Annotated in this window: 15 protein-coding genes; 7 read left to right on the top strand and 8 right to left on the bottom strand. The window is 62.6% G+C overall.

Annotated elements, in window-relative coordinates; translation table 11 throughout:
* Positions 1 to 31: 31 nt before the first annotated feature.
* The 5 genes from HNO79_RS03145 to HNO79_RS03125 all read right to left on the bottom strand — a co-directional run bounded on the left by HNO79_RS03145 (position 32) and on the right by HNO79_RS03125 (position 5281).
* On the bottom strand, positions 32 to 1672 hold the full coding sequence (locus HNO79_RS03145; protein ID WP_010513653.1) for an electron transfer flavoprotein-ubiquinone oxidoreductase: 1641 nt from the start codon (positions 1670 to 1672) through the stop codon (positions 32 to 34).
* Positions 1673 to 1818: 146 nt separating this feature from the next.
* Positions 1819 to 2460, bottom strand: coding sequence for a 2OG-Fe(II) oxygenase (locus HNO79_RS03140; RefSeq protein WP_214164686.1), 642 nt, complete (start codon positions 2458 to 2460; stop codon positions 1819 to 1821).
* Between the two features lie 57 nt (positions 2461 to 2517).
* The gene (gene hemN, locus HNO79_RS03135) at positions 2518 to 3885 is read right to left on the bottom strand and encodes an oxygen-independent coproporphyrinogen III oxidase (RefSeq protein ID WP_214164685.1); all 1368 of its coding nucleotides are present in this window, start codon (positions 3883 to 3885) and stop codon (positions 2518 to 2520) included.
* Positions 3886 to 3889: 4 nt separating this feature from the next.
* Positions 3890 to 4696 (bottom strand): OmpW/AlkL family protein, encoded by an 807-nt coding sequence (locus HNO79_RS03130; RefSeq protein ID WP_029329342.1) that lies wholly within the window; start codon positions 4694 to 4696, stop codon positions 3890 to 3892.
* A gap of 120 nt (positions 4697 to 4816) precedes the next feature.
* The gene (locus tag HNO79_RS03125; RefSeq protein ID WP_048856079.1) at positions 4817 to 5281 is read right to left on the bottom strand and encodes a hypothetical protein; all 465 of its coding nucleotides are present in this window, start codon (positions 5279 to 5281) and stop codon (positions 4817 to 4819) included.
* A gap of 228 nt (positions 5282 to 5509) precedes the next feature.
* On the opposite strand from HNO79_RS03125, the gene HNO79_RS03120 reads away from it, so the two are divergent.
* Positions 5510 to 6277, top strand: a complete 768-nt coding sequence (locus HNO79_RS03120; protein ID WP_010513646.1) for a Crp/Fnr family transcriptional regulator — start codon at positions 5510 to 5512, stop codon at positions 6275 to 6277.
* Here HNO79_RS03120 and HNO79_RS03115 read toward each other — a convergent pair.
* The gene (locus tag HNO79_RS03115) at positions 6274 to 7536 is read right to left on the bottom strand and encodes an AI-2E family transporter (RefSeq protein ID WP_232275606.1); all 1263 of its coding nucleotides are present in this window, start codon (positions 7534 to 7536) and stop codon (positions 6274 to 6276) included. The two genes, HNO79_RS03120 and HNO79_RS03115, sit on opposite strands and share 4 nt — an antisense overlap.
* Positions 7537 to 7831: 295 nt before the next feature.
* Between HNO79_RS03115 and pqqA the strand changes: the two genes are divergently transcribed.
* Genes pqqA through pqqE form a run of 5 tightly spaced genes read left to right on the top strand, consistent with a single transcriptional unit; the run spans position 7832 to position 11010 of the window.
* The gene (gene pqqA, locus HNO79_RS03110) at positions 7832 to 7912 is read left to right on the top strand and encodes a pyrroloquinoline quinone precursor peptide PqqA (protein ID WP_010508617.1); all 81 of its coding nucleotides are present in this window, start codon (positions 7832 to 7834) and stop codon (positions 7910 to 7912) included.
* A 59-nt stretch (positions 7913 to 7971) separates the two neighbouring features.
* A complete protein-coding gene (pqqB, locus tag HNO79_RS03105; protein ID WP_214164684.1) occupies positions 7972 to 8895 on the top strand; it encodes a pyrroloquinoline quinone biosynthesis protein PqqB in 924 nt (307 codons plus the stop codon).
* Entirely contained in the window at positions 8892 to 9629 is a 738-nt protein-coding gene (pqqC, locus tag HNO79_RS03100) for a pyrroloquinoline-quinone synthase PqqC (RefSeq protein ID WP_010513643.1), read from the top strand. The genes pqqB and pqqC overlap by 4 nt, the downstream gene beginning before the upstream one ends.
* Entirely contained in the window at positions 9626 to 9907 is a 282-nt protein-coding gene (pqqD, locus tag HNO79_RS03095) for a pyrroloquinoline quinone biosynthesis peptide chaperone PqqD (RefSeq protein ID WP_214164683.1), read from the top strand. Before pqqC ends, pqqD begins: the two co-directional genes overlap by 4 nt.
* Positions 9904 to 11010, top strand: a complete 1107-nt coding sequence (gene pqqE, locus HNO79_RS03090; protein ID WP_214164682.1) for a pyrroloquinoline quinone biosynthesis protein PqqE — start codon at positions 9904 to 9906, stop codon at positions 11008 to 11010. The genes pqqD and pqqE overlap by 4 nt, the downstream gene beginning before the upstream one ends.
* On the opposite strand, the gene HNO79_RS03085 is transcribed toward pqqE, so the two are convergent.
* Both HNO79_RS03085 and HNO79_RS03080 read right to left on the bottom strand, forming a co-directional pair.
* Positions 10991 to 12667 (bottom strand): stimulus-sensing domain-containing protein, encoded by a 1677-nt coding sequence (locus HNO79_RS03085; RefSeq protein ID WP_244987411.1) that lies wholly within the window; start codon positions 12665 to 12667, stop codon positions 10991 to 10993. The genes pqqE and HNO79_RS03085 overlap by 20 nt on opposite strands.
* 113 nt (positions 12668 to 12780) lie before the next feature.
* Positions 12781 to 13491: a response regulator transcription factor gene (locus HNO79_RS03080; RefSeq protein ID WP_010513638.1), complete on the bottom strand. Its 711-nt coding sequence runs from the start codon at positions 13489 to 13491 to the stop codon at positions 12781 to 12783.
* 243 nt (positions 13492 to 13734) lie between these two features.
* Here HNO79_RS03080 and HNO79_RS03075 point away from each other — a divergent pair, with 243 nt between their 5' ends.
* Positions 13735 to 14340 (top strand): nucleotide exchange factor GrpE, encoded by a 606-nt coding sequence (locus tag HNO79_RS03075; protein WP_010513637.1) that lies wholly within the window; start codon positions 13735 to 13737, stop codon positions 14338 to 14340.
* The last annotated feature ends 181 nt before the right edge of the window (positions 14341 to 14521 follow it).

The following is a 14521-nucleotide window of genomic DNA, read 5'->3' as shown; positions in this document are numbered from 1 at the left end:
GTGGCAGATACATACCGTACCCGCCATATGATTACATCCCGCCGGGATAGTTCGGACCGCCTGCCCCCTCCGGCGTGACCCAGTCGATGTTCTGGGCGGGATCCTTGATGTCGCAAGTCTTGCAGTGGACGCAGTTCTGCGCGTTGATCTGCAGGTGGGGGTCCGTGCCCTCATCCGCCACTTCATAAACGGCCGCCGGGCAGTACCGGCTTTCGGGAGAGCGGAACACATCCCAGTTCACCGTCTTCCACAGCGACATGTTGCGGACCTTCAGGTGAACCGGCTGGTCTTCTTCATGATTGGTGTTGGACAGGAAGACCGAGGACAGGCGATCGAACGTGATCTTGCCATCGGGCTTTGGATAACTGATCTTTTCCGAAATCGAGGCCGGTTCCAGCACTTCGTTGTCGCTGTGCCGCGTATGCAGCGTCCATGGTGCGCGGCCACGCAGCAGCATGGCGTCGATGCCCGAATACAGCGCGCCGCCCTTCATGCCGAATTTGGCGAAGGCGGGGCGGATGTTGCGCACCGAACGCAGTTCCGTCCACAGCCAGGAATCCCGGATGCGGCGGGTATAGGATCCCGGTTCCACCCGGTCCGTCGCCAGCGCTTCCGCCACGGCTTCCGCCGCCAGCATGCCCGACTTCATGGCCGTGTGGGTGCCTTTGATCTTGGGTACGTTCAGGAAGCCTGCCGTATCGCCAATCAGTGCCCCGCCGGGGAAGGTCAGGCGGGGGATAGACTGGATCCCCCCTTCGGACAGCGCACGCGCGCCATAGGCGATGCGGCGGCCGCCCTCGAAATACGGGCGGAAGGCCGGATGCAGCTTCACGCGCTGCATTTCATCAAACGGGGACAGCCATGTGTTGGGATAGTCCAGTCCCGTGACAAACCCGTAGGACACCAGGTTGTCACCAAAATGGTACATCCAAGCCCCGCCATAGGTCCGGTCATCCAGCGGCCAGCCAAAGCTGTGCTGCACCAGTCCGGGGCGATGCATTTCCCTGGGGATTTCCCACAGTTCCTTGATACCCAGTCCGTAGGTCTGCGGGTCCACGCCCTTGCGCAGGTTGTACATCGCCGTGACCTGCTTGGTCAGCGACCCGCGGCACCCTTCTGCAAACAGCGTGTATTTCGCGCGCAGTTCCATGCCCGGCGCGTAATTGTCGCCTGGCTTGCCATCGCGGCCGATGCCCATGTCCCCGGTGGCGACGCCGGTCACCCGGCCGCTATCGTCCACCAGCACCTCCGCACCCGCGAAACCGGGATAGATCTCGACCCCCAGTTCTTCCGCCCGGCCCGCAAGCCAGCGGCAGAAATCGCCAAGGCTTACGATATGGTTGCCGTGGTTGCTCATGTGCGGCATCACGCGGTCAAGGAACGGGATTTCAAGGCTGCCGTTCCGTGTCAGGTAGAGCATCTGCTCCTCTGTCACGGGCGTGTTCAGCGGGGCCCCTTCCTCGCGCCAGTGCGGCAGGAGTTCCGCAAGCGCACGGGGTTCGATCACGGCACCGGACAGGATATGGGCGCCAATCTCGCTGCCTTTCTCAATCAGGCAGACGCTCGCCTCGGGGGCAACCTGCCGCAGCCGGATCGCCGCCGCCAGCCCCGATGGGCCGCCGCCAACAATAACGACATCGAATTCCATAGTCTCGCGCGGGGTCTCGCTCATACCTCTGTTGTCCTCTTGCGTCATGACCGGGGTGACATGGGATGAATGGGATTACACTGTATAGCAGTGCTTCCTAGAACCGTTTGGTGCGCGAATAAAGGCTTGTTGCGCATTCCGTTCCTTCGGTCCGTGCAATGGCGGTGTGTTCAGGGTGCTGCCGTCCCGCGGGCCAGTTCGTCCGTTGCCCGCCATTCCGGGCCGACATAGTTGACGATCAGTGTCCTGCGTATGCCCGTCATCGGGCGCGGGATGAAACCGTGCCATGACCGGGCGGATGGTATGAACAGCAACCCCGAATTGAACACGCCCGAAGCCCGCGCCACGACCGCGCCCGATGCGGTCATGAGGTCGGTGCCCCACTGTGCCGCCTGCGCACCCATGGAAAGTGAGACCACAAGCGTCAGCCGCTTGGCGCCGATATCGGTATGGGGCTCCAGCCAGAAACCATCCGTATCAAGGCATAGTTCAAGGCGTAGGGCCGCGTTTTCAAGATGGGCGTCGCACCTGTCCGCAAAGGCGGCGCGTGTCTGCGTCGTGTCAAACAGGGTTGCCAGATGGTCCAGCGCCGTGTTCGCCGCGCGTTGCGCAGGTGTGATGAACAGCCGTTTCCCGTTACGTCCCGCCCGCTGGCCACCACTGTCGCCACCTATGAAACGGGCATCTGGCGTCCATGTCACCAGTGCCGCGGCCACCGGCGCGGGCAGTACGTCATAAAGCTGCCAGTGCGGAAAGGGCCACGGCGTAGCCGGCGTGGCGGCAAGGGCTGCGATGACGCAATTCGTTTCCATGGGAAAAGGTTCTGCTGCTCTGGGCCTGCGCTGCCATCGGGGGCGGCGGCCTGTGGGTTACAGGGCGCTGGCGTGGCGGGTGGCACTGTCCGCTGTCAGGTACCGGTCGAAGGCGGCGGCGACGTGGCGCACGAACTGGCGCCCCTTTTCCGTGACCTGTATCTGGCGGCCGATGATGCGGACCAGCCCATCCGCCACCATGGGGGCCAGATGCGCCAGTTCGGGGTCAAAATGGCTGGCGGGCAGGTGATACTGCGCGCAGACCTCTGCCAGATCGACCCGCAGGTCGCACATGACCTGTTCTATGATCGCGGCGCGCACATGATCATCCGCATCCAGCTTCACACCGCGCACGACAGGCAGGCTGTCGGGGCTGTTTCCCATAAGCCGGGCATAGGCGGCGGACGAGACGGCATTCTGCGTCATGCCGCCGGGAAGCGAGGAAATGGCCGATGCCCCCACGCCGATCAGGGCCGGTGCCGTATCGGTGGTATAGCCCTGGAAATTACGGTGCAGCGTGCCGGAGGCCATGGCACGGGCCATGCTGTCGCGCGGGTTGACGTAATGATCCAGGCCCACCGGCAGGAAGCCTTCGTTACGCAGGGTCGCGTCAATCGCCGCGCGCTGGGCAATGCGCGCCTGCGGGCCGGGCAGGTCGCCCACCGGCATCAGGTTCTGGCGCTTCTGTTTCCATGGCACATGCGCATAACCGAAAACTGCCAGACGATCGGGATGCAGGCTGGCCACCGCGCGGGCCGTGCGCGCCACGCCTGCCGTGTCCTGCCGTGGCAGGCCGTAGATCAGGTCGATGTTGATGGAGTTCACCCCCGCATCCCGCAGGGCGGTCAGGCAGTCGCTGGTCTGTTCCCAGCTCTGGATCCGGCCACAGGCGTCCTGCACGTCCGCATCAAGATCCTGCACGCCCATGCTGGCGCGGTTGAACCCGAGTTCATGCAGAAGGGCCGGATAGTCGGGGGGAAGATGCCGGGGATCGACCTCGATGCTGATTTCGGCATCCGGAGCGATATCGAAATCCCGGCGGATGGCCTGCATGACGCGGCGCATGGCGCTGGCCGGGAGTGTCGTGGGCGTGCCACCGCCCCATTGCAGGTGCGTGACCCGGCGGCCGGGGCCGATCAGGGTGATGATGCGGCGCAGTTCCTCATGCAGCAGGGCGGCATAGGCGGCCCGCGCATCCGCATTGCGCAGAACGGCGGTATTGCACCCGCAGAACCGGCACAGCGTGTCACAGAAGGGAACATGCAAATAAAGGGAAACCGGCTGGTCCGCCGGGAGGGAGGACAGCCACGCACGGCTGTCGTCCGGTCCCACCGCATCACTGAACTGCGCTGCGGTGGGGTAACTGGTGTAACGCGGCAGGTTGCCCCCATAACGGGAAAGCAGGGAACTGTCCGCCGCGTTCATGCCATTAGAACCGGTAGGCGATACCGGCGGAAACGACGGTCGGGTCCAGCGAATCGTGGGCCATGACCTTCACGCTTTCGTTGCCATTTTCGGCCCATGCGTGCATGCGCACGAACATCTGCTTCACGTCGAAATTGAAGAACCAGTTGCCAACCAGCTGGTAATCCACACCGGCGTTGATGGACGGACCACCGGTAAAGCCGGAGTTCAGCTTCGTCGTGCCCAGCGCATTGCCAGCAGCGTTCATGTTGTGGAACCACATGAACGTGCCACCCACACCCACATACGGGTTCAGGCGCTTGTGCGGACGGAAGTGCCATGCGACCGTGACCGTCGGCGGCAGCACCCATGCGCTGCCAACATCCAGCTTGCCACCGACATTGGCACCTTCGGCCGCCACTTCATGACGGGTGCTGGTCGCGATCAGGTCCAGCGAGATGTTGTCGGTCACGAAGTATTCGAACGTCAGTTCCGGCATGACCTGGTTGGTGGTCTTGATGCGGGTGCCGCTTACTACGCCATACGGGCTGCCATTGACGCTGGCCCAGACCTTGCTGTCACGATCTTCCGGCAGCACGCCCACGGCGGACAGGCGGATCATGAAGTCACCCTTGCCCAGGCCGATCTTGGTGGTCGCGCAGGTCTGGAAGATGCCGCAGTGGCCGTTACGGGGCTGTGCCACGGCCACGGGCTGTGCCAGCGGTGCATTGACGTAGGTGGAGGGTGCTGTCGTCTGCGCATGGACCGCGACAGGTGCCAGTGCCGTGGCGCCCAGTGCAGCCGACATGGCGAGTTTACGAATGTTCTTCATCGTGAGCAGACCCTAGTTTCATTCCGGCTGGCATGCAGACGGGATCGTTAAGAATGTTCAATTTGATTTGTTAGGTGCAGAAATCACGCTCACCTAGCATTCGGCTTTGATATGAATCAATCAGGACGGATGAACTATTTCCTTATTACGGTCCAGCCTGACTGTTCTTTCGGTAATGTGGCTTGTGGAACACAGTTTCCGGACCGGGCTGTCCTGATTTATCGCCCGGTTACTATAGGAAAACATGCGTATTGCATCGCATCCCAGTTCGCGTGCCAGTGTTTCCATGGCCGGGATCAGCGCATCCACGATCTTCTGCCGCTGGGTATAGGACAGGGTGATGATGTAATCCGATGTCAGCGTATCACCCGAATACAGGTCGAACCCCCGGCGGAAGGTAGCCATGGCGCAGGGTGGCCGGGCAATGCCGTAATGGGCGACCAGAATCCCTTCCCGCACGCGGGGGCCGGACCGGGCCAGCCTGCGTCCGATGCGTATCCAGTCCCGCATGGAGATATGCGGCAGGGCGATCCTGATCAACGGATAGAGCAACGGGACATCTGCAGGGTCCAGTCGTCGGACCATAGGCGGGGGGACGGCCTGCACGCGTCGGATTTTCCTCGGGCTGGAGGTTTTTATTGGTTACAGGCCTGTTTACCTGATATTTCGCGGCGGAACGCATTGATTTACATCAATCCATCGGCCATACTCCCCACATCTTGGCAAATGCATTAGTGTATTTCTAGGGAGCCAGGCATGTCCGGTTACTTCGGCGCCGGAACGCAGGCGCCTGAAAGTGATTAGGAATAATTTATGTCGGATATGCCTTCGTGTCAGTTTGAATCGAGGCCTCGGCGTATCGTCATCGGGTCGTCCGGCGTGCAGACGGATTTCTGCACGACGTGCAGCGTCCGCCCCACCAGCGTGTGCAGCGTGATCGGACCGGATGACATTTCCCGCCTGTCGGATGCGGCGGTGGAAACCATTATCCCCCCCGGTCGTGGTTTTATCGAGGAAGGCGCGCCGGCCACCGACTTTTTCAACGTCACGTCCGGCACGGTCAAGCTGTTCAAGGCATTGCCTGATGGGCGGCGGCAGATCACGGGTTTTGCCTCGCCCGGGCATTTCCTCGGGCTTGCGGTGTCGGACAATTACGCCTTTGGCGCGGAAGCGGTCGATACCGTGCGGGTCTGCCGTTTTTCACGCGACAAGATGGCCGACCTGCTGGATGATTTTCCCAAGCTGGAACGTCGCCTGCTGGAAGAAGCATCCAACGAACTTGTCGCAGCCCAGAACCAGATGCTGCTGCTCGGGCGCAAGACCGCGCGCGAACGCGTGGCCAGCTTCCTGCTGGATCAGATGCATGCAAGCCAGCTGCCCGGTCACGAAAGTAATGGCGGCCGACTGCACCTGCCCATGACGCGTGGTGATATTGCCGATTACCTTGGCCTGACCATCGAAACCGTCAGCCGCACGCTTAGCTGGATGCGTAGCCAGGGCATGATCGAGGTGGGCAAGGGCTATGCCATCACCATCGTGTCGGCGGCGAAGCTTGACGTGCTGGCGGCGGGCAATACCTAGTCATCCTGTCCCGCCTGCCTGTCATCAGGCGGATCGGGTGCATCCGTAAACAGCGGTTTGGGCGGGGTCGTGCGTGCAGGTCCCCCGACGATATGGCCGATCGGGGTCAGGATCTCGACATGGTCGCAGATGATCTTGAACACCGCCAGCAGGGGCACCGACAGGAACGCCCCGAAAATGCCCCACAGCCAGTCCCAGAACATCAGTGAGGCCATGACCAGAACCGGGTTGAGCGTGAACCGCCGCGCCAGCACCATGGGGGTGATCGTTTCCCCTTCCGTCAGGTGGATGCACAGATAGATGGCGGGTGGCAGCAGTGCCTGCCATGCGGATGGGTAAACGAACAGTCCCACAAGGAAATAGATGATGATCCCCATCATCGGTCCGATAATGGGAATGTAGTTCAGCAGGAACGCCATCACCCCCCACAGCAGCGGGTTGGGCATGCCCAGCAGCCAGCACTGCGCCATGTTCACCAGCCCGACGAGGCTGTTGATGATGGTGATGGTGGCAAGATACTGTGAAACGTTCCGTTCGATCTGGTAGGCGATCTGTACCGTGCGCCGTTTGTCGGCGAAGGTCGGCATGATCTCCACAAAGCGGCGCAGCAGGCTGTCCCCCTGCGCCAGCAGGAAGAACAGCATCAGGATCATGGTGAAGAACTGACCCATGAAGGCCTGCGTGCCCAGCAGGATGGACGAACTGAACCGGTCCAGGCCGCCCGTGCTGGGGGTTGATACCACAATGACATGCCCATCGGCCGTATCGGTCACGGCGGCCGGGTGGTCCACATGGCCGCCTGCGATGGTCATGAAATTGTGGATACGGTCGGATGCGCTGGTCAGGAGCTGGAACGGACCGCGCAGGAAGGCAAGGCGTTCCTGCAGCGTATTGATCGCCTCGGGTGCGCGTTCCAGCCAGCCGGTGGCGGGAACGGAAATTGCGGTCCCCACCGCGCCGACAATGCCGAATACACACAGGATCAGGCACAGGGCCGCCAGCGGCTTGGGCAGGCGCAGCCGTGTGTGCAGGAAGCGCAGTGGCGTGGACAGCAGCAGGTTCACCACCAGCGCCAGGATCATGGGCAGGATGATGGCGGACGCGAAATACAGGGTATAGAAAACCGCCAGCACGCTCAGCAGCAGAAGGCAGGCGGTACGCGTGTCGATGCGGCTGTGGCGCATGACCTCGATGGCGCGCTGCTGCTGCACCTGTTCATAAGATGGCTGTTGTGGGGGTGGCTCTGTCTCGGGCGGCATGATCAGGTCCTGAGGTGGTGCTGGCGTGGCCCCAACGGCTGTGGTGTTTCCTGTGGCCGCTTAATTCGTATCGTACCAATCCGTTCCTTATGGCGGCATATGAGGGGCAGGACCAAGGTTTTTGGCACATTCCCGCTACGCAACCATTGCAGGGGGTGATGGTGCGTACACGCTAACGTGAATTTTTGGGCCCCATATGGCGGGAGACGGTACTTGAAAGCAGGATTGGACAGGGGTCAAATACCCCAAGACGAAGGCCTGCCGCCTTCTGGAACTGCAATCAATGGAGAGTCCCATGGCCTGGAATACCCCCAAGATCGTTGAAGTCCCCCTGGGCGCCGAGATCAACAGCTACGTCTGCGGCGAAAAGAAGTAAGATGGAAACATCGCCGCCTGTCTCGCACAGGCGGCGATTTTCTTTTACAGTCTGCGTCCATGATCGACATTATCGTTCTCGGCGCGGCGGCGGGTGGCGGATTTCCACAATGGAATTCCAACGCTCCCGGTTGCAGGCGGGCCAGGGCCGGCGATCCGGCAGCCCTGCCCCGCACACAGGCTTCCATCGCCATAAGTGGGGATGGAAAGAACTGGTTCGTGGTCAATGCCTCCCCCGACCTGCGGACCCAGATAAACCAGACCCCGGCCCTGCACCCCAGCGAAGGCCTGCGGTCCACGCCCATCGCCGGTGTCATCCTGACGGGCGGCGAGGTGGATACCATCACCGGCCTGCTGACCCTGCGCGAACGTCAGCCCTTTACCCTGCTGGCAACACCCGAAGTGCTGTCCATGCTGGACGCCAATCCCATTTTTGAAGCCCTGAACCGCGCGGTCGTGACCCGCACGCCCATGGGACTCGATCAGTCGCTGGCGCTGAAGCTGGGTGACGGCACGCCAGCCGGGCTGACCATCGTACCGTTCGCGGTGCCGGGCAAGGTGCCGCTTTATGCCGAGTCCGGGCCGGACCCGGCGGCAATCTGTGAAAATGGCGAAACGGTCGGACTGGAAATATCCGACGGGCAGCATCGTGTCTGTTTCGTGCCCGGCTGCGCGCGCATGACCGACAACCTGCGCGTGCGCCTGCGTGGGGCGGATGCCGTGTTCTTTGATGGCACGCTATGGGTTGATGACGAGATGGTCCGCGCGGGACTGGGTGAGAAAACCGGTCGCCGCATGGGCCATATGTCCATTGATGGCATGGACGGCACCATTGCTGCCCTGCGTGACCTGGGCATCAAACGCAAGATTTTCATACATATCAACAATTCCAACCCTGTCCTTCTGGCGGATTCGCCCGAACGCGCCGCCGTCGAGGCCGCAGGGTGGGAAGTCTCCCACGACGGGATGAGGATTACGGCATGAGCGCACCCCTGCTTTCCCCCGATGAACTGGAAGCCGCACTGCGCGCCATCGGGGCGGAACGCTATCACAACCTGCACCCCTTCCACCGTGCGCTGCATGACGGGCGGCTGAAGCGCGGGCAGGTGCAGGCATGGGCGCTGAACCGCTATTATTACCAGGCCAGCATCCCGGCCAAGGACGCAACGCTGCTTGCCCGCCTGCCCACGGCGGAACTGCGGCGTGAATGGCGCAGGCGGCTGGTGGACCATGATGGTGATGCACCGGGCACGGGCGGCGTGGCACGCTGGCTGAAGCTGACCGACGGGCTGGGGCTGGACCGCGCCTATGTCGAATCGCTCGAAGGGCTGCTGCCCGCCACGCGGTTCGCGGTGGATGCCTATGTGGCGTTCGTGCGCGACCGGTCCATTCTTGAAGCCATTGCCTCATCACTGACCGAACTGTTCTCGCCCACCATCATCAGTGAGCGGGTCGCGGGCATGCTGCGGCATTATGATTTCATCACGCCCGAAACGCTGGCCTACTTCCAGCCGCGTCTGACGCAGGCCCCGCGTGATTCCGATTTCGCGCTGGGTTACGTGAAGGAAAATGCCCGCACGCCCGAACAGCAGCAGGCGGTACTGGGCGCGCTGAAGTTCAAGTGTGGCGTATTGTGGGCCATGCTGGATGAACTGGAATACGCCTATGTCAATCCCGGCCGCATTCCCCCCGGCGCGTTCCGCCCGGATGTGGCATGACCACAGGTCTTACGGATGACAGCGTTATCCGTTTCGCGCGCGGGGTCCGGCTACAGCATGACCGCGTGCGTGAACGGTGGATCATCCAGGCTCCCGAACGCGCCTTCATCCCCGATCCCATCGCGGCGGAGGTGCTGAAACTGGTTGATGGCACGCTTACGCTGGGTCAGATCGTGGCGGATCTGGCCAACCGTTTCGCGGCCCCGGTTGATGTGATCGGCCGCGATGTCCATGTCATGGTCAGTGACCTTATGACGCGGCAGGTGCTGGTGGCATGACAGAAACCATCCTTTCCCCCATGAGCCTTCTGGCGGAACTGACGCATCGCTGCCCGTTGCAGTGCCCGTACTGTTCCAACCCGCTGGCGCTGGAACCGCGCCGCAACGAACTGTCCACGCAGGACTGGATCAGCGTGCTGGACCAGGCCGCGGAAATGGGCGTGCTGCAGGTCCATTTCTCGGGCGGGGAACCGATGAGCCGCCCGGACCTGCCCGACCTGATCCGTCATGCGGTGGGGCTGGGTCTTTACACCAACCTCATTACCTCTGGCGTGCTGCTGAACGAAAAGACCTTTCCCGTGCTGGTGGATGCCGGGCTGGATCATGTCCAGCTGTCCTTTCAGGATATCGATACCGCCAATGCCGAACATGTGGGCGGCATGAAGGGCGCGCAGGCGCGCAAGCTGGAAGCCGCACGTCTGATTGCGACGGATGGCATGCCACTGACGCTGAACTTCGTCATATACCGCGAAAATGCCGACCGCGTGCCACAGATGCTGGATGCGGCGGTGGAAATGGGCGCGCGCCGGGTCGAGATCGCGCATACGCAGTATTATGGCTGGGGGCTGGCCAATCGCGAGGCCCTCATGCCCACGGCGGCACAGCTTGAACAGACCACGCAGGCAGTGGAAGCCGCGCGTCAGAAATATGCAGGTCGCCTGACCATAGATTACGTCACGCCCGATTATTATGCCGACCGTCCCAAACCCTGCATGGGGGGCTGGGGGCGTCGGTTCATCAATATCTCGCCCTCGGGCCGGGTGCTGCCCTGCCATGCGGCCGAAACGATCCCCAATGTCGCCTTTCCCGATGTGCGGCATGATACGCTGGCACATATCTGGCGCGACTCCCCGCTGTTCACCATGTTCCGGGGTACGGACTGGATGCCCCAGCCGTGTCGCAGCTGTGACCAGCGGGAAAAGGACTGGGGGGGCTGCCGCTGTCAGGCGCTTGCGCTGGCGGGGAATGCCGCGGCGACCGATCCCGTATGCAGCCGGGCACCTGATCATGACCGTGTCGTCCGGGTGCTGGAAACCCTGCCTGCCGAACCGCCACCATTCCGCTACCGCCGGTATGCCCGCGCTACGGATGAGGTCGGCTGACCTCCGGCTTTACATCCACCCGCGGCAGGCAGATCACGAAACGCGCACCCTGAACATGGCCATCGGCATCAATGCGGTTTTCGGCACTTATGGTGCCGCGCAGGGCTTCGATGATCTGCTTGCTGATGGACAGGCCAAGACCCGAGTGCTGCCCGAAATTCTCGCTGCTGGGGCGTTCCGAATAAAAACGGTCGAAAATATTGTCCAGCTTGGCCTGCGGAATGCCCGGTCCTTCATCACTGACCGCGATTTCGACCATGCCGCCTGCCGGCACCGCGCTCAGCAGGATCTTGCCATCGGGCGGGGAAAAGGAAATCGCGTTGCCGATCAGGTTGCGCAGGACCTGCACCAGCCTGTCTTCTACCGCAAGAACGGTCAGCCGCCGTTCGGGACTGTCGCCACTGCTGGCCACCGCCATGTAGGGCTGTCCCGGCTGGCGGGTGGTCTGGTGTATTTCCACCAGTACCGACAGCAGCGGCACTATGGCCACCGGTTCCGCGCGCGCGCGCGACAGTTCGGCATCCACACGGCTGGCGTCGGCAATGTCGGTAATCAGGCGGTCGAGTCGGCGCACGTCATCGTTGATGATCGACAGCAGCCGCTGCTGGCGTACGGGGTCGTCGATGCGCAGCAGGCTTTCGATGGCCGAGCGGATGGAGGACAGCGGGTTCTTGATTTCATGGCTGACATCGGCAGCAAACCGTTCGATGGCGTCCATCCGGGCCCATAGTGCGCTGGCGCTGTCCTGAAGCGCGCGGGCGACTTCACCGATTTCATCGCGTCGCGCCAGCAGGCGTTCGGGCACCACGTCCGTACGGCTGGAGGATTCGCGCATGGTATGGGCGGATGCCGCCAGTCGCAGCAGCGGGCGCGCGATGGTCAGTGACAGGTACCATGACAGCAGGATGGTCAGCGCCAGCGCCATGAGGAACAGCGACAGGATGGACGACCGCACGGCAAACAGCGAACGGTCCACGTCACGCGCTTCCCGCGTAAGCTGGATGATGCCCACCGTTGTCCGCCCGTCATGCATGACGGGTTCGGCTACCGTAACCATAAGCTGGTGGTTGGCGTTACGGCGGATATAGGGCGGTATTTCCATGACCCGCGTGCCATCCGGCTGGGTCACGGGCTGGATGGAAGGATCGGAATCCGGCGTGTCCAGCGTCATGATCCGCTCACCCGACAGGGTGGGCAGCTGCGCCAGGAGCCAGTTGTACAGCCGTTCGCCCATGTTGACCGACGGGGGATACAGCGGGGAATGCTCATCCTCCTCCGCCGCGGGGGGCACAGGGGGGCTGGCGGTATTGCCGTGGCGACCGGCCTGTTCCACGCGGCTGTCCGCCACGATCTGCCCGTCGGGGGCGAACAGGCGGGCATGTGCGCTGGGGCTTGGTTCGGTCAGGCGCAGCAGCAGCGGGCGGGCAAGATTGGGTTCCAGCGTCACGTCATGGCGCGAGACGATGACAGCACTCTGTCCCAGCGCGCCGGCATAGATGCGGGCCTGTTCACGCAGCGCCGAAACCTCGGCTTCCAGCAGGCTGTTCTGAAACTGCGTCAGGTACAGCAGCGTTAGCGCCAGCAGCCCCAGCGGCAGCGTATTGACCAGCAGGATGCGCCGCATGAGCGGCGAAACCAGCCGGGTGCGGTATTCCATGAATTCCGCGACTGCGTTCCTGCCCTCCCCGCTCCACCGGCGCGGGATTAGGCGGCGCAGGGGGGTAAGGACAGCCGGGGGCAGGGAAAGAACGGGACGCGGCACCGGCTGGGTCATTCTTCCTTGTAACGGTAGCCGATTCCGTACAGGGTCTCGATCTGGTTGAATTCCTCATCGACCTGGCGGAATTTCTTGCGCACGCGCTTGATATGGCTGTCGATCGTGCGGTCATCGACATAGATGTTCTCGCCATATGCCGCGTCAATCAGCTGGTCACGTGACTTGACCAGGCCGGGACGTGCGGCAAGCGCCTTGACCAGCAGGAATTCGGTAACCGTAAGCTGGATATCGCGGCCATGCCACAGGCACTGGTGCCGCGTTTCATCCAGTGACAGCCCGCCCCGCACCATGGTGCCGGTGGGGCTTACGCCCGCAGCCTCGCTGCGGCTGACCTCGTTGCGGCGCAGCAGCGCACGGATGCGTTCCAGCAGCAGGCGCTGGGAAAAGGGCTTGGTGATGTAGTCATCCGCCCCCAGCCGCAGGCCCATCAGCTGGTCGACCTCCTCGTCCTTGGAAGACAGGAAAATGATCGGCAGTTGCGAGCGCGCGCGCAGGCGCTGCAGCAGTTCCATCCCGTCCATGCGCGGCATCTTGATATCCAGCACCGCCAGATCCGCCGGCCGTGACGACAGACCGTGCAGCGCACTTTCGCCATCGGTATAGGTGCGGACAATGAATCCCTCCGCCTCCAGCGTCATCTGCACGGAGGTCAGGATGTTCCTGTCATCATCAACCAGCACGATCGTCTGTTTCGTTGGCTCCATGGGGGGTCTCTTTTCGCTCCTCTGCCGATGCGGGCATGGCCGCCGGTTCTTGTCCGGCGCACGTATGTAGCATAGCGTCATATTCACCCGCATGTCATGAGGGGATGCGGGTATCCTGCTTCACTGGAACGTCCATGACGTTCCGGCTGTTCCATGGAATCGGGACAAGTTGCGCAAAAACGGCATGCCTGCCGGGAACGCAATGCCTTGTCCATTGGCCAGCCGTTACCTACTTGTAAGAGCATGAGCGAGAACACAGACCCCACCCCCTTTGCCGATGCCGCAAACGGCGACGGCACACCCAATCCCGCGACGGCCGAGCATTCCGGCCAGGCGCCGGAAGCTCAGGCCGGGCAGGCCGCGGTCGATCCGCGCATAGCCGAACTGGAGGCCGAGGTCGCGACCCTGCGTGACAAATGGGTCCGTGCGGAAGCCGAAACCCAGAACGTGCGCAACCGCGCCAAGCGCGAGGTGGAAGACGCCCGGCAGTACGCCGTGCAGAAATTCGCCAAGGACGTGGTCGAAGCGGCTGAAAACCTCAAGCGTGCGCTGGCCAGCCTGCCCCAGCCGACCGAAGGCGAGGACAACATCCTGACGCGCATGCGCGAAGGGATCGAAAGCACCGAACGGTCGTTCGTGGGCATTCTGGAACGCAATGGCATCAAGGCGGAAGACGCAAAGGGCAAGCCCTTTGACGCCAACCTCCATCAGGCCATGGCCGAACAGCATAGCGACGAACACGCGCAGGGCACCGTGATGGAGGCCTGGACCCCCGCATGGACGCTGCACGGGCGGCTGCTCAAGCCGGCCATGGTTGTCGTGTCAAAGGGGCCGGCGCAGGCAGGGTGAAATCGTTTCCGCGCATGTCTTCAGACCCTTGAAAGCTGCGCGGGGGCTGCCTACATCGGATGGTAACACCGGTGTCATGGGCGGATGTGGAACAGACAGTCCGCCCCCTCACCGGACGATATTGAAGAAAGGGTCTGCCCCGATGCTTCGGGTCCGGGCAGGCCGCTGAAAAGGAGAGTAT

This window comes from Komagataeibacter oboediens (genome assembly GCF_018491655.1).
Classification (GTDB): domain Bacteria; phylum Pseudomonadota; class Alphaproteobacteria; order Acetobacterales; family Acetobacteraceae; genus Komagataeibacter; species Komagataeibacter oboediens.
Note: the sequence above shows the minus strand (reverse complement) of the source record. Positions and strands in the feature narration are given on the sequence as shown.